The following is a 17,731-nucleotide window of genomic DNA, read 5'->3' on the forward strand; positions in this document are numbered from 1 at the left end:
GTCGATGCGGGCGGCACGGCGGAGCTCTACGCCACCGGCCCGCCAGCCGGCGGTGACCACCCAGGACGGACGGGTGCACAGGCGGGGCTGCAACTCGCCGGTCGTCTGTGTCCTCGCCTGCGGCAGGATCGTGCAAGGCCGCAGAGCCTCGCTGGCCGGAGCCACGTGCACCGCGGTTCGCGGCCGGTGAGGTGTTGCCGGCCGCGACGGCGGAGGTGTTCGAGGAATGGGTCGGCACGGCGACGCGGTGGTTCGGCCGCTGGGTGGCCGAACCGAAGGCGGCGCAGTCCCTCGCCTGCACTTCCACGTCGTCCCGCGCTGGTCGGACGACAGGTTTTCCACCTGGCCGGCGCACCAGTCCCGGCACCAGATCGCCGACGACCCCGTCGCACGGCTCGCGGCCGTCATGACGGCCGGTGATGCTGTTGGTGATCTTCGGGGCCTTTGAGGTCGCGCGCGAGGAGGCACGGGCCGGCTGTCGCCGCCATGCACATGAGGGCGGCCGAGGGTGGCGAATGCGACCTGCTCGCGGTCCGGCCGGAACGCGGTCGGTGAACGCGGGCGCCGTGCCTGGCGTGAGGGTGGCGTGGAGGGCCTGCGTTCCGTGGGCCCGGCGAACTTCCCGACGCTCACGGCGCAGAGTTCGCGGTGCTGGAGGAGGAACTCGACAAGGGCCCGGCAGCGCACGGCTTCGACGGCCCGTCCTGGTGGTCTGGGGCCATCTGAACCCACACCCGGCCGGCGGACTGAAGCGGTGCGCGGCCGAGCCGACCGACCTGACCCGTCGAACCGGCGCCGCCACCCTGGAAACCTCAGTAGCCGCTCCTGATGCCTCATGTCTAGAGGCGCCAGATCGTGAAGACCGCCGTGAAGAAGCCGACGGCGCACACCGGCACCGGCCAGGTCCGTTTCGCTGAGCGCGACCAGCGGCCGAGGAGGTGGGCGTTGAGCAGTCCCGCGGTGAGGCAGTAGGCGATGAAGAGGGGTTCGAACAGCCAGGCGGGGGAGTCGAAGTAGAAGTTGTAGCCGAGCAGCAACGAGTCGAGCTGGGTGACCACGAGGAAGAGGTGGACGAGCAGGATCCAGGGCATCGTCAGGATCACCGCGATGATGCGGGCAGCCGCCATTCCTCGCCCAGGCCGCTGCCACCGGCCACCGCCCACAGCGCACACACCGCGCGTAGGACCGCGTATACGCGGGAGACCGGCTCTCGCCAGGCCTGTACTGCCGTTTCGAGGATCTTCATGAGTGACGTCCGGCCTTGAGGGTTCGGTGATTGCAGAGAGACGGGGATGGTGCGCAGTTCGTGCACACCCGCCCCGCGTGGGGGTTCCGGGTTAAGACCCCCGGATTATCCCGTGAAGGGCCACACGGGGTAGGACGAAGGTGAGCACCTGCTCGGTCGTGACGACAGCCGGTGCGGTGAACAGCGCGGTCCCACAGGTGCTTCGGATCCTCTCGGTGTCGGCGGCATGCGACCCGCATGGATATGTCGCCCCGTGCCGGCTCGCATCGGTCGGCACCGGACCTGTGCTCTCGTAGTGAGTCGTGAGAGCCGTCGTCGGCCCGCGACTGCACCCCCTCGGCCCCCGGACGAAGAGTTCCGGGCTGCGGAAACCGATCGAGACCCAGCCGTATCCCGAACCCGTGTGGGTGTCTGCGGACCGGAGGGGGGAGAGCCCGAGGCGGCCCCTGAACGGCGCCGGGCGGATGAACCGCACCCGCAGGCGGAGGTCCTGTCAGGATGGATGGAAGCTGTCGGCACCTGCTGCGAGGAGGACACGTTGATCAGTTCGGCGGGCAAGGGCCCGAAGCTTCCTCCGACTTATCCGCCGAAGACTCCGCCACCGCAGAAGAAGCCGGTCGAGCCCGTGCGGCCTCAGCCGGCGACGAAGCCGAAGACGTAGGTCGTCGTACGACGTCCCCGCGTGAGCGTGTGGAACCGGCGCACTGCCGCGCTCACCTTCCGAGCCGATCGGTGGGCGGCGGAGAAGACGGCTCGACGAGCCGTGGAGACCGTACGCGACTGGGGCTGCCCCGCCTTGGACGATAAGCCGGCCGGGCCGTCGTCGTGTGCTGCCCGCCGTTGACCGAGCGCCCCATGTCCGCCGCCAAGGGGCAGCTGTTGAGCCGGTCTGCGGTCTGCGGTCTGCGGTCTGCGGTCTGCGGTCTGCGGTCTGACGGCGGTGGCCGGAGCGCCCCGTGGGCGAGCACGAGGCGCCCCGGCGACCGGTCAGGGGACGAGCGTGGCGCCGTAGCCGGCTCCGGCGATCGCGGCGGTGATCTGCTCGGCGGGCAGGGCGCGGGTCAGGTCGACCACGGTCCGTTCCCTGCGTACGTCAGTGGTGCTTGAGGCGACCCCGGCCAGTTCCTCGACCTCGTCGTCGATGAGCAGGCCGCAGCTGTTGCAGTGCATGCCGGTGACGGCGAACGTCATGCGGATCGTGCTCACTGGACGGTCTCCTTGGGGGCTACGGGCTGCGCAGGGGCCGTCTCGAAGCGGATCTGACCGCCGTACATGCCCATGCCGCAGGTGAAGGACACGCTGCCCGGCTTCGGGGTGCCCAGGTCGATGAGGGTCTCGCCGGTGACGGGCAGGACCTTCTGCACCCCCAGGTCGGGGACGACGAACGCGCGTACGCAGCCGCCCGTGCCCGAGGTGGTGACGACGAGGGTGGTCGGTACTCCGGCCGTCGCGGTGATGGCGGCGGGGGCGTAGGAGTTGGTGCGGGCCTCGATGGTCAGGGTCTGCGTGCCGTCCGGTGCCAGCCGCACGGTCCGCGCCGGGGTCTGGGCGGCGACGGCCCGGGGCGTGCCGGTGGGCCACCAGCCGCCGAGGCGCAGCCCGGATCCGAGAGTCCAGACGGCGACGAGCAGGACGACCAGTCCGGTGATCAGCGTCAGGCGTCCCTGCCACAGCTTGGCGGCCGAGCGGAGGAAGAACCCGAGGACGGCGAAGAGCGGGCCGGTGCCGAGGACGAAGCCGCCCATGACGGCCGCACCGGTCAGCGGGGACCCGGAGGTGACGGCGAGCAGCTCGACGCTGAGCGTCACCCCGCAGGGGATCAGAACGGTCAGGAAGCCGAGCACCGCCGGTGTCGTGACGGTGGTGGATTTCGCCGAGCGCCGCACCCGCCGCCCCCATGAGGCGGGTGGCCTGGGGACGAACCGTCGTACGACTCGCACGCCAAGCATGTCGAGCCCGAAGAGCACCATCAGCGCCGCGCCGGCGATCAGCAGCGCGGCCCGGATCTGCGGGCTGGGCTGGACGGCTGCGCCGACGAGGCCGAGGGCGGCACCGAGGAGGGTGTGGGAGGTGAGTTTGGCGCCGAGGAACGCGCCCACCGGGGCGAACAGGCCGCTGCGCGCCCAGGCTTCGGCGGACCACGCGGTCGCACGGCGGCCGACGGCGCCGGCAAGGAGGCCGCCCTGGACGGCGGCGCAGGAGGCGCCCCCCGCGAAGAGGCCGGTGGTGACACCGGTGATGAAGAGGGTGCTGGTTGATGCCATGGAGGAAGAGCTCTCCTCTGAAAGGAAGCCGGAACAGGTCACGCTGAGGCACCCGCAGCCCGTACGGGCATGGCGGGACGCCGGGTGCCCTCAGGTCCGGCTGATGCAGAGGAGGGAGACGGGGTCGGGCGCGCGGGGCCATCCGCAGCCGACGTTGGAGGCACGGGGTGCCGGAGTGGCGCTGAGCCCGGGTTCGGGCAGGAGCGAGGGCGCCGGGGCTACGAGAGTGACAGGCCCCGGAGCCTTCGCGGAGGCCAGCGGGCACTCCGTACCCATCGCGAAGCAGCCGCCGTTGCGCTCCGATGCGATGCTCTGCCCCTGCGTGTCCGCGTCTGCGGTCACCGGCGGCCCGGCCGTACCCATGCCGTCCGCCGTGGCCATCCCGCTCAGATGCGCCGGTCCCCACATCACGTACGCGCACGTCATCAGTACGCCGGTCAGGAAGACGGCGAGAGCGGGCCGGGCATGCCGGCAACGGCGGGCGAACACTCCGCGATGCTACGACGGCGCCGTGGGGTCATCACACGCGGCCCTGCGTGGCTTCGCCGGAAGCCGGCCGCGGGTCCCGTTCATCGACTACCGTCGATGGTCGATGAATGGGACACGGAACCCCGGACAGGGCTTGGACCCCGCCGACGCGCAAACGTACGCCGGGTGGTTCAAGGCCCTCGCCGACCCCATGCGGGTCCACCTGCTCAACCTGCTCGCACGCGAGCGGCTGCCCGTGTCCGTAGGGGACATCACCGAGCGGCTGCCGATCGGCCAGTCCACGGTCTCCCACCACCTCAAGGTGCTGGCCGAAGTCGGATTCGTGCTCCCCGAGCGGCAGGGAACCTCCGTCCGTTACGAGGTCAACGCAGCCTGCCTGGAGTGCTTCCCCGCCGCAGTGGACGCGATCACGGGGCGGCGGCCGTGAACGTCGTCCCCATGACCGCCGCGCACGCGGCCGAGGTCCTCGGGATCCACCAGGCCGGAATCGACGAGGGCAACGCCACCTTCGAGACCACCGCCCCGACCTGGGCGCAGTTCGACGCGGCGAAGCTGCCGGGCCACCGCTTCGCCGCGCTCGACGCCGACGGCATGCTCCTCGGCTGGGTGGCGGCCTCCCGGGTATCGGACCGCTGCGCGTACGCGGGCGTCGTCGAGCACTCCGTCTACGTCCACCCCGCTGCCCGCGGCCGCGGCGTAGCCGGGTGCCTCCTGACGGCCTTGGTGGAGTCGACCGAGACCGCAGGGATCTGGACCATCCAGTCCGGGATCTTCCCCGAGAACGCCGCGAGCCTCGCCGTTCACAAGCGGGCCGGGTTCCGGATCGTCGGGACCCGCGAGCGGATCGGCCGCCACCTGGGCGTCTGGCGGGATGTGGTCCTGCTGGAGCGCCGCAGCCCGCTCGTCAGGTGAACCGATCCAAGCCGACCTGTACCCGAACGGGGGCCCGGAGCTCACAGATGAGCAGGTCGCGGATCTGCCGGGCGGCGTCGCGGGCGGGGCGGCCGACGCCGATCAGAGCGGCGGACGCGGGTCCGGTCCCATCGCCGTAGCCGAGCAGGTGCGGGCGCGGCTCGTCCACGGCGCGGGTTCCGTTGGTGGCGACGTGGCCGCGGGTACCGCGCAGCCGCAGGGCGGCGAGGGGCGCGAGGGCAGGCCGGAAGCCGGTGCACCAGATGACCGCGTCCGCCGCGGCCCGAGGGTGCCGTCGGCCCGTTCGACACCGGTGGCGGTGCAGCGGCTGAACATCGGCTTCGCGTCCAGGAGTCCTGCGTCGCGGGCTTCGCGTACCGGGGGTACGGCGACGATGTCACCCAGGGAGGCGACACCTCCGGTGTCGGTGCGGCCGGCATCGAGGGCCCGGCGGCGGGCGGTCGCGTGGTCGAAGAGGGCCCGGCCGTCGGTGTCGTCGGCGAGGTAGCGGGGCGGCCGTGGGATGACCCACGTCAGCTCGGCCGCACCGGAGAGGTCTGCGGCGATCTGCGCGCCGGGCTGGGGCGGCATGAGCCGGCCGGGCAGGGAGGAGTACTGGGCCGGGGAGAACAGGTGGCGGGAATCCCAGGTGTGCTGCCAGGCCCCGCCGGGAGCCGCCTGGGCGTCGAGGATGACGTGTTCGAAGCCCAGGCGGCGCAGGTGGTAACCGGCGGCATGCCCGGACTGGCCGCGCCGATCACCACCACGTCGGCGCGCTGCGTCATGCCGCGGGCCGGCCCTGCTCGGTTTCGCCGCGCATGAAGATGACCGCCACCAAGGCCAGGCCCACGATCACGCCGACCAGCTGCACGCCGACGAAGGCGGGTACGGAGGCGGGGGCGATGCCCGCGAAGGTGTCGGTGAACGCGCGGCCGATGGTGACGGCCGGGTTGGCGAACGAGGTGGAGGAAGTGAACCAGTACGCGGCGCCGATGTACGAGGCGACCGCGACGGGCGCGAAGCGGAGCCGGTCGGTGCGGGCCAGACCGAAGATCAGCAGGATCAGGCCGGCGGTCGCGACGACCTCGCCGAGGAGGAGGTTGCCGGCGGAGCGGTCGTGCGTGGACCACTTCACCAGCGGCTCACCGAACATCGCGTCCGCCAGGATCGCGCCCGCGATCGCGCCGATGATCTGCGACGGCACGTAGACGGCGAGCTCGCGAGTGGTGACTCCGGCGCCGCCGCGGCGGGCGGTCCACCACTCGGCCAGGGTGACGGCCGGGTTGAAGTGGGCGCCGGAGACCGGCCCGAGGAGAGTGATGAGGACGCCGAGCCCGAAGACGGTGGCGGTGGAGTTGGCCAGCAGTTGGAGGGCCACGTCCTGGGTGAGCTTCGTGGCCTGGACGCCGGAGCCGACGACGATCGCGACCAGGGCGGCGGTGCCGACCAGCTCGGCGGCGGCGCGGGCGGTCAGCGGGGTGCGCGGCGGGGTCGCGCCGGGTGCGGGCCGGGGCTCGCCGGCGGGTATGCCGGTGTCCGCTGCGGGCGCGGCGACAGGCTCGGTGGCGGTCAAGACGGGTTCTCCTCGGACTGGTGAGGCAGAGCGGGCTATGGGCAGGACCGCTTGAGGTTCGCTTCGGCGGTGGCGCGCGCGGTCGTGGCGAGGTCGGCGAACTGACCGGCGAGGGCCTCGATGACTTCCGGGCGCAGGCGGTAGTAGATGAACCTCCCGCACGGCTCCGTATCCACGACCCCGGCCTCGCGCAGCACCTTCAGATGGTTGGAGAGGTTGGTCTGCTTGGCGCCCGTCTCCTCCACGAGGTGGGTGGTGCAGAGCGTCTCCTGGGCCAGGAGGGTCACGATCCGGAGCCTGAGCGGGTCGGCCAGAACCCGGATCAGATCAGTGTCGACTGACGTCATCATGGGCTGATACTGTCATATCAGTTGGAGCTGACACCAGCCCGAGTTGACGTTATTGGCTCCTTGGAACGGGATCGCCATGCCCACGCCCTCTTCACCCCTCCTGCCGGACGAACGCCTGGCCGCGGGGGCAGCCCGTCCCGCCTTCCGGTACGCCGGCCGGGGGGACGGCTGACCGCCGAGCGCGCCACCATCTGCTCCGGGGGCCCCGCCCCGCCGACGCGGCGGAGCCGCACATCCGCGACATCCGCGACGCCCACATCAGTGAGCTGCTCACCCAACTCGCGTACTGAAGCCCGCGCACGTACCCACCGCAGTCGCCTCACCTCAAGGAAGAACAGATGTCCTCCGCTCCCGCCGCCTCCGTCCTGTTCGTCTGCATCCACAACGCGGGCCGCTCCCAGATGGCGGCCGGGTTCCTGCGCCACCTCGCCGGCGACCGTGTCGAGGTGCGCTCCGCCGGTTCGGTGCCCGGCGAGCAGATCAACCCTTCGGCCGTCGCCGCCATGGCCGAGCTGGGCATCGACATCTCCGACCAGAAGCCGAAGGTCCTCACCCCCGAGGCCGCCCAGGCTTCGGACTACATCATCACCATGGGCTGCGGCGACGCCTGCCCGTACTTCCCCGGCAAGACCTACCTCGACTGGCAGCTCGAGGACCCGGCCGGCCAGGGCGTCGAGGCCGTCCGCCCCATCCGCGACGAGATCAAGGGCCTCATCGAGGGCCTGATCGCAGAGATCGACGCCAAGTCGAAGGCCTGAGGCGACGAAGGAAGTGACGGAGACGACTCCGACGGACGACGTACGTACCGTTACCGTCACAGGCTCCGGCCCGGTCCGCTTGGCGGCGTCGTTCTCGGGTCGGGGTGGAGCTCGTAGCCCAGTGCTCGGGCGATTCGTCGTGCCGCCTGGTCTGGGGCGCATCGCAGCGGAGGGCGAAGATGGCGACCGTCTTGCACGATCCGCCGCCACATCATCTGGCGGAAGAAGAACGCCGCCGGCAAGCGCCGCAAAGCCGGCGTGAGCAGGGCCGACGCAGCCTGACCTGCGACAGGCGCGGCGACAGGCGACGTCACCACGGCGGAGGAACCTCCGGACACCGCCATGGTCGTGGAGGGCCCGGTCGTTCACATCCGACGGGTCCGCCCCGGCTCCCGCTGCCAGCGACTCCGCCAGGGCACGGGCAGCATCGCTGAGATGGCCCGGCAAATGAGGAGTACCGCTATACCTTTGACCGTCCAGAACGCGAGCAGGAGTTGCAGGCCGCCGGCAGCTGCGGGCACCGGGCATTCGTCAGTCCGTGCCGACGCACCATGACCGACCGGCTCATGCCCGCAGCGACAACAGATGCACCACCCGGGCAAGAGCATCAGCAACTGCCTAGTCGTCCACGGCACCCGGAGCAGAGCCGGCGCCGGAAACGCGAAGCGGGCCTCGGCGCCCGACCACCAGGCGCCGACGGCGAAGACGGCAGTGGCCTCCAAGAGGGCAGTGCGACCGAGCCCGCCGCAGGGCAGCGGCGTACAGCCCATGGAGGTGATGAGCTCCGCGACCCGCGCGGCGGCGTCCGACTGGTCGGTGCAGTACGGCACCGCCAGTGGGGCCCCTTCGAAGGCCGGCTGGTCCAGTGTCCAGATGCTCTCGTGGCACATACCGAACGCCTTCACCACGTGGGCGCCGGGGACGGCGTCCGCGATGAGCCGGGCGACCGAGGTGGCGCCACCCGTGGTCAAGGCCGGGCCGTCCGGGCCCGGCGCCATCGGAACGGTGCAGTCGATCAGAGTCCGCCCGGCGAGCTGGTGGGCCAGCGTCTTGGCCAACTGTGGCGCGGCATCCGCCGGGACGGCGGTCAGTACCACCTCCCCGTGGACCGCAGCCTCGGCGAGGCTGCCGTGCCCGGAGGCGCCACTGAGCCGGGCCGTGCGGGAAGCGGCCTCGGCGTCCCGGCCGCCCACTCGAACGTCATGGCCGGACCGTGCCCAGGCCGTGCCGAGGGCGGTGGCCATTGCCCCGGTATCAAGAATTCCGATGCGCATGTGCTAGACACAGCAGAACAGGACCTGGGCCACGACATGGGCGGCGCCGAGTACGCCGCGGACTGCAAGGCGAGGGTGGCCTTCGAAGTACTGTCCAACCGTTGGGACAGCGTGATCGTGTACATCCTCGGCGAGAGCGGGCCCACGAGGCCGCTCGCGCTGATCACCCGCATCGGCGGCATCAGTCCCAAGGTACTCAACGAAGCCCTGCGCCGCCTCGAGTGCAACGGTCTGGTCGCCCGCCAGGCATACGCCGAGGCCCCGCGTCGACTACTCCCTCACCGAGGCGGGTGTCGCGCTGCTGGGCCCGATCCGTGCGATGGGCGCATGGGCTGGACGCTACGCCGGGGCGGTCTTGGCCGCCCAGACCAGCTTCGGGTCCCGGGAAGGCCGGTCGGACAGGTCTTAGCAGCGTTTTGTCAGCTGCCCCGCCGCGCACCCGGCCGCGCAAGAAACCGGCGCGTAGTAGTCCGCTGACCCGGCCAAGCGCTCCGGCGCACGCCAGTGCTTGGTAGCACTTGGCTAGTCTGACCTGCGAGGATCGGCCGGACAATCGAGAGGAAATCCATGAACCACACGCTCAACGGAGACAACGTCGAGATCACCGACGCACTCCGCGGGTTCGTCGGCGAGAAGCTGGCCAGGCTCGATGTGCAGGGCACCGATACCAGCAGCGCCCGCGTGACCCTGAAGATGGACGGCTCGAAGCAGAGCGCCTCGGGCACCCTCCAGGTGGACGGCCAGGACCTTACTGCCATCACCGCGACAGCCTCCGACATGCACACGGCCATCGACCAACTCGTCAACAAACTCTCCGCCCAGCTCAAGAGGCACAAGCAGAGGCAGTACGGACGCCCCCAGTAGTCACGGCCACGAGCACGCACCGTCGGTCCGATCGGGAGCGCCGAGGGCCGCCGGATCGACACAACCCAGGCAGACCAGGCGGAGGCATGCTGCCCGACGGTGACCGGCGGCCGCTCGGCGGGCGGGTAGCAGCAGGCCGTGGTGGATGTCGTACGCGCGCTCGGCCTGCAAGAAGCGACGTCGTCGGTCTCGGCTTCGCCCTGCCGGCCGGCGCGGCCGTGTTCGCGTCGGATGAGAAGCCGCAGACCCAGGCCTTGGAGCGGACCGCTCCGATGCTGCCCGGATGCCCGAGCGGCCGGGTTTCGACTACGTCGGACACGGCACCGTCGATCTGTTCGCGGGGCCAGTGGTGTGGTGTCAGCGTCGGCCGGGCCGCTCCAGCGGGCGGACGCGCATGGCTGACCAGGTGGCATCGAGCGCGATCAGTGTGACGCCGACCAGGCCGTGGCCGGAGAGACGGCTCTGCAGGATATCGCGGTCGAGGTCGGTGCCGGCCTTCGCGCCGCCCTTGCGGTAGGCGACCCAGGCCAGACCGTCGAAGGGGACCGCATCGAGTGCCTGCTTGACGGTGGCGTCGAGGGTCGGGGCATCGGGGGCGAAGAGCAGCACCAGGTCCGGGCTCTTGGCCTCCGAGGTCACGGTGGCGGCGGAGGGAAGAGGTCCGAGCGCCCAGTCGGCCGGCGCCCCGAGGGTCAGGAGGGTCGTGCCCTCCTTGACGCCCAGCTTCTCCGCAGATGTCTTCGCCATGCCGGAATCCTATCCAGCGCCCCGGTTATCCGACGCCGTGCGGGGGGTGCCCGTAGCGGGGGTTCTTCGGCTGGTCCGGCCGGCCGAAGACGGCGTGAACGGGTCATCCCCGGCTCGGCCCTCAGGCGTGCGGGATCAGCAGGGCCGCCGCCGAAGTGGCGTGCTTCAGGGAGGCGGCGCGGTCGGCGCCGCGCTGTCCGAGCACCACCCGGGTGCTCAGTCCGTCCAGCAGCGCGAGCAGTTCCGACGCGCGGGCGGCCACGTCCAGGTCGGCGGCGAAGCGTCCCTGGGCCACGCCCTTGGCGAGCAATGCCTCCAGGTCCCGCTGCCAGCCGTCGTCCATCTCCTGCTGGGCGGCGCGCAGGTCCTCGTTGGAAGGGGTGCGGGCCCACAGCTCGATCCACAGGGTCCAGCGGGGGTCGCGGGGGCCGCGCGGCAGGTAGAGCTCCAGGAACAGCGCGAGCTTGCGGTGCGCGGTGATCCGGCGCTCCAGCAACTGTCTGCGCTCCGCCGCGAGTTGTTCCTCGCTCCAGCGCAGAGCGGCCATCAGCAGGCGGTCCTTGCTGCCGAAGTAGTAGAGGATGTGGCCGCCACTGGTGCCGAGGCGCTCGGCGAGCGCGGACATGGTGAGCTCCGCGAGGCCGCCCTCGGCGATCGCCGCCATGGCCTCTTCCAGCATCCGCTCTTGGGCGATCCGTCCGTCGCGCCGTCGCGCCGACCCCGCTGCTCCCGCCACCCGTGCCCGCCCTTCCCGATCTTCGTGGCCCGACCTTATCCCGGACAAGGTCTTGACGCGGTCCCGTACGGCGGCGCATCTTGAATGCCATTCAAGAACTTAGAACGACATTCAAGGTTCATTGGGTCCACAGTCAGGGGTACGGCGCATGACGCAGCAGGACACGACGGCCGACGTCGACGAGGTGTTCCGGGTCGAGACCCACGGCATCGACCCCATTCCCGACGCCGAGCGGCACGGAAGCGCCGGGGACCTCTTCTGGCTCTGGTTCGGCTCCAACCTCACCTTCACCTACGTGATCAACGGCGCCCTCGCCGTGGCCTTCGGCCTCTCCTTCTGGCAGGCCACCGCCGTGGTCGTGGTCAGCGGACTGTCCTTCTTCGCGGTCAGCGCCGCCGGCCTCAGTGGCATCCGCACCGGCACCGCCACCCTGGTCATCTCCCGGGCCGCCTTCGGGGTCCGCGGGAACTTCCCGGCCGGTGTCCTGAACTGGGTGGTGAGCATCGGCTACACCATCGTCAACACCGTGGTCGGCACCCTCGCACTGGAGGTGTTCTTCGCCGAAGTGGGCCTGGGCGCAGGGACCGCGGTACGGGCCCTCGCGCTCGGCATCACCCTCGCGCTCACCTTCGCCGTCGCGATGTGGGGACACGCCACCGTCCAGTTCGCCGAGCGATGGATGGCGTACGTCCTCGCCGTCGGCTTCGGCGCGCTCCTCGTCTTCGTCCTGCCCGGCGCCGAGACCGCCGCCCGGGCCGGCGCCGCCGCCCCGGGCCTGTCCGGCTGGAGCCTGGCCTTCGTCGTGATGCTGGCCGGGCCCTTCTCCTACCTTCCGATGCCCGCCGACTACACCCGCTACCTGCCCCGGACCACCTCGCTGAAGTCGATCACCTGGATGGGGGCGCTCGGCGGGTTCGTCTCCTCCGTCGCGCTCGGCGTCGCCGGGGTCGCCGCCGCCACCCGGACCGACATGACCGATGCCGTGGCAGGGGCCGAGGGTCTGCTTCCGAGTTGGTTCAAGCCGGTGTTCCTGGCCCTCGTCCTCGGTGGCTCCGTCACCAACTCGATCATCACGCTCTACTCCTCCAGCCTGAACCTCCAGGTCCTCGGCATCCCGTGGAGCCGCGCCCGCGCCATCGTGATCAGCGCCGCGGTCACCGCAGCCGGATCGCTCGCCGCGCTCTTCCTGACCGACTTCACCACCTCGCTGCTCTCGTTCCTCTCGCTGCTGATCATCGTGTTCGCTCCCTGGGGCGGGGTCTTCCTCGCCGACATGCTTCTGCGCCGCTGCCACTACGACTCCGACGCACTGCACGCCGGGAGCGCCGGCGCTTACTGGTACCGGGCCGGCTACCACCCCGCAGGCATGGCCGCGCTGCTCGCCGGCCTGGCCTTCGCGGCGCTGACCTGCGACTCCGAGCTGTGGACCGGCCCGCTGGTGGCCCCGCTCGGCGGCGCCGACCTCACTCTGCTCGGCTCGGTCGTCTCCGCGCTCACGTATTGGGCCCTCGCCCGGCGGACGCTGCGCCCGGCGTACGCCCCGGCCGCCTGAGCGCGGCGTACTCGCCGGCTGCGCCCCCGACTCGCTCCGTACGCCCTCAAGCACGCCCATGTGCGCCCCTTGTGCGCCCCCCCGTGTGCGAGGGGACGTACCCGCCCGCCCCACCCCCGCACCGACACCTCTGCACAGGAGCACCAACCATGCCGCACCCCTTCCCTGCCGATCTGCTGCTCACCGGAGCCCGTATCCACACCGTCGATCCTGGCCTCCCCGAGGCCGAGGCCCTGGCCGTGTCCGACGGCCGGATCGTCTGGATCGGCCCGGACGCGGAAGCCGTCGCGTGGGCGGGCCCGGACACCGAGCGGATCGACGCGGGCGGTCGGCTGGTGCTGCCCGGCTTCATCGACGCCCACAACCACGTCCGGCTCGGCTCCGACGATGCGTGCGTACAACTCGCCGGGGTGCGCACCCTGGAGGCGATCCTCGACCGGATCGGCGCCTGGCGCGAAGCCCACCCGGACGCCGCGTGGATCGAGGCCGAGGCGTTCGACTACTCCGCGATCCCCGGCGGACGGATGCCCACCGCCGCCGACCTGGACCCGGTCACCGGGGACGTCCCGGCGATCGTGCTCTCGTACGACGTGCACACGGCCTGGCTGAACACGGCGGCGATGCGCCGGCTGGGGGTCGCGAAGGACCGCACCGACCTGCCCTTCGGCACCGCGGCCGTCGACCCGGAGACCGGTGAACCCACCGGTTTCGTCAAGGACTTCGCGATCAAGGGCCTTTCCCGGGACGGCCACCGCGCGCTGCGCGAGCTCGGGGTGCCGTGGGCCTCGCCGGACCGGCAGTACGGCCGGCTGGCCAAGAGCCTGGACGACGCGATCGGCTTCGGCATCACCACGGTGGTGGAACCGCAGAACTCCCTGGACGACCTGGAGCTGTACGAGCGGGCCCGCACCGAGGGCCGGCTGCGTTCGCGGATCGTTGCGGCGCTGTTCCACCCGCGCGGCACCACGGAGGAGGAACTCGACGCGTTCGCGTCGGCGGCCCGGACGTACGCGGGGGACCGTCTGCGGGTGGGGCCGCTCAAGCTGTACATCGACGACGTGGTCGAGCCGCGCACGGCCGCGCTGCTGGAGCCGTACACCGGCTGCGGTGTGCACCGCGGCGAGACCTTCTACCCGGCGGAGGAGTTCGCGGAGCTGCTGGCGCGGCTGGACGCGCGCGGGTTCCAGTGCTTCGTGCACGCCACGGGCGACCGGGGAATCCGTACGGTCCTGGACGCCGTGGAACACGCCCGTACGGTCAACGGGCCGCGCGACGCCCGCCACCAAGTGGTGCACGTGGAATGCCTGGACCCGGCGGACGTGCCGCGCTTCGCCGGGCTCGGTGTGGTGGCCTGCATGCAGCCGAGGCACTGCGCGCCGGAGATCGCCGGGCCCGGCCAGGACTGGGCGGAGAACGTGGGCGAGGGGCGCTGGCACAAGGCATGGCCGATGCGGAGCCTGCACGGGGCCGGCGCGGTGCTGGCGTTCTCGAGCGACTGGAACGTGGCCGAGATGGACCCGATGATCGGTATCTACACGGCGGTCACCCGCCGCCCGCTGGGCGGCGGCGATCCGTGGCAGCCGGCCGAGACGGTGGACGTCGCGACGGCGGTGTACGGCTACACGATGGGCTCGGCGTACGCCAATTTCCTGGAGACGGAGCGGGGTTCGCTGACGGTGGGCAAGGCGGCCGACTTCGTGGTGCTGTCCCGGGACATCCTGGCCGTGGCCCCGGAACGCATCCCGGGCACGGTGGCCGAGACGGTGGTGGTCGCGGGCGAGGTGGTCCACCGGGCTGCCCCGCGACCGGGGTCATAGGCGAGGCGTCTCCGGCGCCGTGCGAGGGAGGTCGCCGCGGGGGTCAGGTGGTCCACTTCTGAACGGGCATCGACTGCCGGGCGTCGCATCCCGCACCGCAGCCGTTAGCGAGCCGGTGTCGGGTCGGTGGAGGAGTGGTCCTGCCGTGGCCGGGCGGGGTGCCGGTCCGGAGTCGACGCGGCTCGCCGGCCTGTGCCGGCGGGTCGGCCGCACGGCGAACCCGCCGGTATCCGCCCCGCGGGCTGCTGGCCCGATCGCGTCGACGCGGTCAAAGCGATCGTCTCGACGCTCGCCGCCCTCCCCGGTCCCAATGTCTACGTCCGGCCAGGGAAGGACGACGCGCTGAACCCTTTCGCGGTCGCCGGTCGCCGCAGGACTCGTCACCGTGCCGGTCACGTGGCCGCGCGGGACGCGTAGGCGCGGATGTCGGCGTCGGGGTCGGTGGCCGCCGTGGCGAGGGCGGTGCGCGCTTGGGGGACGTCGCGGTGGGCGAGGAGGGAGAGGACGGCGGCCTTGCGGACATCCGCGTTCGGGTCGGACAGCACCTCGGCAAGGACGGGGACCGCCGAGGCGGGTGGGGCCGCCCGGAGGGCGGTCGCGGCGCCGGTCCGGACCTGCCACGCGGGGTCGCCGAGCGCCGCCGCGGCGCGCGCGGCGTACTCGGGCGGGCAGCCGATGACGCCCAGCGCGGCCAGGGCGGCTCCGCGGACCAACGGGTCGGCGTCGTCCAGCAGCGGGTCGAGCGGCGCCGGTGCCGGGGCGTGCACGGCCGCCAGTCCCCGGGCCACCGCGACCCGGACCTCTCGGGCCGGGTCGGCGGCGGCCACCGCAAGTTCCGGCACGGCGTCGACCGAGACCAGGGCACGGACGGCGGTGGTACGGACTTCTATGTCGGTGTCGGCGAGTGCGGCGGCGTACACTGCGGCCTCACCCAGCCGCAGCGTGCGCAGCACGTCGAGCGCGGCGGCCCGGACGGTCGGGTCGGCGAAGCCCAGTGCCGCCCGCAGGCCGTCCCCCAACTCCGATTCGGCCGGCAGTACCTCGACCAGCTCGCGCAGTGCGGCCGCGGCAGCGGCCCGGACCCGCGGTGCGGTGTCCCGTAGGCATGCGGCGAGCGCGGGCCCGGCGCCGATCGGTACGGTCTCGCCGAGGGCGGCGACCGCGGCCGCCCGCACGCCAGGGTCGGCGTCGGCCAGGTAGGGGCGGAGCGCGTCCAGGTCGGGCGACTCCTCGGCGAGGGAGAGCAGGCGGAGGAGGGCGGCGCCGGGCGCGGCCACCTCGGGAGCCTCGGCCGGGGCGGGCGTCGGGGCGGACCCCGCCGCGGCCGCGGTCGGGCGGCCGGCCGGAGCGGCGTCCCGCGGGCCGGCCGTGGCCACCGGCACCAGCGCGACCTCGCCCAGCGGGCGCTCCGGCCCCGGCGCCGGCGCGAACCCCGGCACCGGGACCGCGTACGGTTCGACGGGCCGTGCGGTGAACTCCATGGCTCCGGAGGGCGACTTGCGCAGGTCGAGGTGGTGCAGCCAGCCCGCGTCGTCGCGCTCCGGGTGGTCCACCCGCTCGTGGTACAGGCCCCACCGGGACTCGGTGCGGGCCAGCGAGGCCCGGGCGGCCATCTCCGCGCAGTCCCGGATGAAGCCGACCTCCGCGCACCGCATCAGTTCGTGTGCGGTGCGCGCCCCCATCCCGGCGATCTCCTCCGACATCCGGGTGAACGCCTCCACGGCCAGGGACAGCTTCGCCCCCGTCTTCGGCGGTGCCACGTAGTCGTTGACGAACCGCCGCAACTTGTACTCCACCTGTGGCTGGGGCGGGCCCTGGGGGTTGCGCAGCGGCCGGTAGACGAGCTCGTGGGCGACGGCCAGTTGGTCCCGGGGCAGCTCGCCCTCGTAGGCCCGGTACCGCGCGGCGTCCTCGCCGGCCAGGTCGCCGAAGACGAACGCGCCGATCATGTAGTTGTGCGGCACGCAGGCCAGGTCTCCGGCCGCGTACAGGCGGGGCACGGTGGTGCGGGCGTGCGCGTCGACCCGTACCCCGGAGGCGGAATGGCCCCCGCACAGTCCGATCTCCGAGATGTGCATCTCGATGTCGTGGGTGCGGTAGTCGTGGCCGCGGCCCGCGTGGAACGTGCCGCGGGTGGGCCGCTCGGTCGTGTGCAGGATCGATTCGACTGCGGTGACGGTCTCTTCCGGCAGGTGGCTCAGCTTGAGGTACACCGGGCCCCGGTCGGAGGCGAGTTCGGCGGCGAACTCGGCCATCATCTGCCCCGACCAGTAGTCCGACTCCACGAACCGCTCGCCGTGCCGGTTCACCTGGTAGCCGCCGAACGGGTTCGCGACGTACGCGCAGGCGGGCCCGTTGTAGTCCTTGATCAGCGGGTTGATCTGGAAGCATTCGATCCCGGTGAGCGCGGCTCCCGCGTGATAGGCCATGGCGTAGCCGTCACCGGCGTTGGTCGGGTTCTCGTACGTCCCGTACAGGTAGCCGGAGGCCGGCAGTCCGAGCCGGCCGCAGGGGCCGGTCGCCAGGATCACCGCACCCGCCCGGACGGTCACGAACTCCCCGGTGCGGGTGTTGAACCCGGCCGCGCCGATCGCCCGGCCGTCGCCCGGGTGGGTGAGCACCCTGACCGGCATGACCCGGTTCTCGATGCGGATCCGCTCCCGCATCTCGCGGCGCCGCAGTTGCCGGTAGAGGACCTTCTTGACGTCCTTGCCCTCCGGCATCGGCAATACGTACGAGCCGGACCGGTGCACCTGGCGGACCGCGTACTCGCCGTGCTCGTCCTTCTCGAACTTCACCCCGTACGACTCCAGGCGCTGGACCATCGCGAAGCCGCGGGTCGCGGTCTGCCGGACGGTGGACTGGTCGACGACGCCGTCGTTGGCGCGGGTGATCTCGGCGACGTAGTCGTCGGGCTCGGCCCGGCCCGGGATGACCGCGTTGTTGACCCCGTCCATGCCCATGGCCAGCGCGCCCGAGTGCCGTACGTGCGCCTTCTCCAGCAGCAGCACCCGCGCACCGCGTCCGGCCGCGGTCAACGCGGCCATCGTGCCGGCGGTCCCACCGCCGATGACGAGGACGTCACAGGACAGCTCGGTCGCGTCGGCGAGAGCGGGAACGGGCAGGGGGGTGTCCACCATGGTCTCCAC

16 protein-coding genes and 3 pseudogenes are annotated in these 17,731 nt (G+C 72.0%); 8 read left to right on the top strand and 11 right to left on the bottom strand.

The annotated features are described in order from the left end of the window. Nucleotides 1–553 precede the first annotated feature (553 nt). A pseudogene (locus ACWGH1_RS05125) lies at nucleotides 554–708 on the top strand (IS630 family transposase); the annotation flags it as partial. A gap of 131 nt (nucleotides 709–839) precedes the next feature. Here ACWGH1_RS05125 and ACWGH1_RS05130 read toward each other — a convergent pair. The 4 genes from ACWGH1_RS05130 to ACWGH1_RS05145 all read right to left on the bottom strand — a co-directional run bounded on the left by ACWGH1_RS05130 (nucleotide 840) and on the right by ACWGH1_RS05145 (nucleotide 3,999). After that, entirely contained in the window at nucleotides 840–1,127 is a 288-nt protein-coding gene (locus ACWGH1_RS05130) for a hypothetical protein (RefSeq protein ID WP_453352790.1), read from the bottom strand. A gap of 1,106 nt (nucleotides 1,128–2,233) precedes the next feature. Further along, a complete protein-coding gene (locus ACWGH1_RS05135) occupies nucleotides 2,234–2,452 on the bottom strand; it encodes a heavy-metal-associated domain-containing protein (protein WP_453352789.1) in 219 nt (72 codons plus the stop codon). Continuing rightward, complete coding sequence (locus tag ACWGH1_RS05140; protein WP_453408440.1) at nucleotides 2,449–3,510, bottom strand: urease accessory protein UreH domain-containing protein; 1,062 nt, start codon at nucleotides 3,508–3,510, stop codon at nucleotides 2,449–2,451. Before ACWGH1_RS05140 ends, ACWGH1_RS05135 begins: the two co-directional genes overlap by 4 nt. Before the next feature lie 90 nt (nucleotides 3,511–3,600). Beyond that, nucleotides 3,601–3,999 (bottom strand): hypothetical protein, encoded by a 399-nt coding sequence (locus ACWGH1_RS05145; RefSeq protein ID WP_453352787.1) that lies wholly within the window; start codon nucleotides 3,997–3,999, stop codon nucleotides 3,601–3,603. A 103-nt stretch (nucleotides 4,000–4,102) separates the two neighbouring features. Here ACWGH1_RS05145 and ACWGH1_RS05150 point away from each other — a divergent pair, with 103 nt between their 5' ends. Next, nucleotides 4,103–4,426 carry an ArsR/SmtB family transcription factor gene (locus tag ACWGH1_RS05150; protein ID WP_453352786.1) on the top strand — a complete coding sequence of 108 codons (324 nt, stop codon included), beginning with the start codon at nucleotides 4,103–4,105 and terminating at the stop codon, nucleotides 4,424–4,426. An 11-nt stretch (nucleotides 4,427–4,437) separates the two neighbouring features. After that, a complete protein-coding gene (locus ACWGH1_RS05155) occupies nucleotides 4,438–4,911 on the top strand; it encodes an N-acetyltransferase family protein (RefSeq protein ID WP_453352785.1) in 474 nt (157 codons plus the stop codon). On the opposite strand, the pseudogene ACWGH1_RS05160 reads toward ACWGH1_RS05155, so the two are convergent. The 3 genes and pseudogenes from ACWGH1_RS05160 to ACWGH1_RS05170 all read right to left on the bottom strand — a co-directional run bounded on the left by ACWGH1_RS05160 (nucleotide 4,904) and on the right by ACWGH1_RS05170 (nucleotide 6,834). Next, nucleotides 4,904–5,696: pseudogene (locus ACWGH1_RS05160) on the bottom strand (hypothetical protein). The gene ACWGH1_RS05155 and the pseudogene ACWGH1_RS05160 sit on opposite strands and share 8 nt — an antisense overlap. Beyond that, the gene (locus tag ACWGH1_RS05165; protein WP_453352784.1) at nucleotides 5,693–6,484 is read right to left on the bottom strand and encodes an aquaporin; all 792 of its coding nucleotides are present in this window, start codon (nucleotides 6,482–6,484) and stop codon (nucleotides 5,693–5,695) included. The pseudogene ACWGH1_RS05160 and the gene ACWGH1_RS05165 overlap by 4 nt, the downstream one beginning before the upstream one ends. 35 nt (nucleotides 6,485–6,519) lie before the next feature. Continuing rightward, entirely contained in the window at nucleotides 6,520–6,834 is a 315-nt protein-coding gene (locus ACWGH1_RS05170; RefSeq protein WP_453352783.1) for an ArsR/SmtB family transcription factor, read from the bottom strand. Between the two features lie 338 nt (nucleotides 6,835–7,172). Here ACWGH1_RS05170 and ACWGH1_RS05175 point away from each other — a divergent pair, with 338 nt between their 5' ends. Continuing rightward, nucleotides 7,173–7,592: an arsenate reductase ArsC gene (locus ACWGH1_RS05175; protein WP_266608171.1), complete on the top strand. Its 420-nt coding sequence runs from the start codon at nucleotides 7,173–7,175 to the stop codon at nucleotides 7,590–7,592. Between the two features lie 365 nt (nucleotides 7,593–7,957). Here the strand turns inward: ACWGH1_RS05175 and ACWGH1_RS05180 are convergent, their stop codons facing one another. Then, the gene (locus tag ACWGH1_RS05180; protein ID WP_453352782.1) at nucleotides 7,958–8,836 is read right to left on the bottom strand and encodes an NADPH-dependent F420 reductase; all 879 of its coding nucleotides are present in this window, start codon (nucleotides 8,834–8,836) and stop codon (nucleotides 7,958–7,960) included. Between the two features lie 66 nt (nucleotides 8,837–8,902). Between ACWGH1_RS05180 and ACWGH1_RS05185 the strand changes: the two are divergent. Both ACWGH1_RS05185 and hpf read left to right on the top strand, forming a co-directional pair. Continuing rightward, nucleotides 8,903–9,275: pseudogene (locus tag ACWGH1_RS05185) on the top strand (winged helix-turn-helix transcriptional regulator). A gap of 158 nt (nucleotides 9,276–9,433) precedes the next feature. Next, on the top strand, nucleotides 9,434–9,730 hold the full coding sequence (gene hpf, locus ACWGH1_RS05190; protein ID WP_453352781.1) for a ribosome hibernation-promoting factor, HPF/YfiA family: 297 nt from the start codon (nucleotides 9,434–9,436) through the stop codon (nucleotides 9,728–9,730). Nucleotides 9,731–10,087: 357 nt separating this feature from the next. Here hpf and ACWGH1_RS05195 read toward each other — a convergent pair whose 3' ends face one another. Both ACWGH1_RS05195 and ACWGH1_RS05200 read right to left on the bottom strand, forming a co-directional pair. Next, on the bottom strand, nucleotides 10,088–10,477 hold the full coding sequence (locus ACWGH1_RS05195; protein WP_453352780.1) for a hypothetical protein: 390 nt from the start codon (nucleotides 10,475–10,477) through the stop codon (nucleotides 10,088–10,090). Between the two features lie 121 nt (nucleotides 10,478–10,598). Continuing rightward, complete coding sequence (locus ACWGH1_RS05200; protein ID WP_453352791.1) at nucleotides 10,599–11,156, bottom strand: TetR/AcrR family transcriptional regulator; 558 nt, start codon at nucleotides 11,154–11,156, stop codon at nucleotides 10,599–10,601. 205 nt (nucleotides 11,157–11,361) lie between these two features. Here ACWGH1_RS05200 and ACWGH1_RS05205 point away from each other — a divergent pair, with 205 nt between their 5' ends. Together ACWGH1_RS05205 and ACWGH1_RS05210 are read left to right on the top strand one after the other, a co-directional pair. After that, the gene (locus ACWGH1_RS05205; RefSeq protein ID WP_453352779.1) at nucleotides 11,362–12,765 is read left to right on the top strand and encodes a purine-cytosine permease family protein; all 1,404 of its coding nucleotides are present in this window, start codon (nucleotides 11,362–11,364) and stop codon (nucleotides 12,763–12,765) included. Between the two features lie 149 nt (nucleotides 12,766–12,914). Beyond that, nucleotides 12,915–14,582 carry an amidohydrolase gene (locus tag ACWGH1_RS05210; RefSeq protein ID WP_453352778.1) on the top strand — a complete coding sequence of 556 codons (1,668 nt, stop codon included), beginning with the start codon at nucleotides 12,915–12,917 and terminating at the stop codon, nucleotides 14,580–14,582. A gap of 392 nt (nucleotides 14,583–14,974) precedes the next feature. On the opposite strand, the gene ACWGH1_RS05215 is transcribed toward ACWGH1_RS05210, so the two are convergent. Further along, nucleotides 14,975–17,722 (bottom strand): fumarate reductase/succinate dehydrogenase flavoprotein subunit, encoded by a 2,748-nt coding sequence (locus ACWGH1_RS05215; protein ID WP_453408454.1) that lies wholly within the window; start codon nucleotides 17,720–17,722, stop codon nucleotides 14,975–14,977. Between the last annotated feature and the right edge of the window lie 9 nt (nucleotides 17,723–17,731).

It is taken from the genome of Streptomyces sp. NPDC054883, from assembly GCF_053610645.1.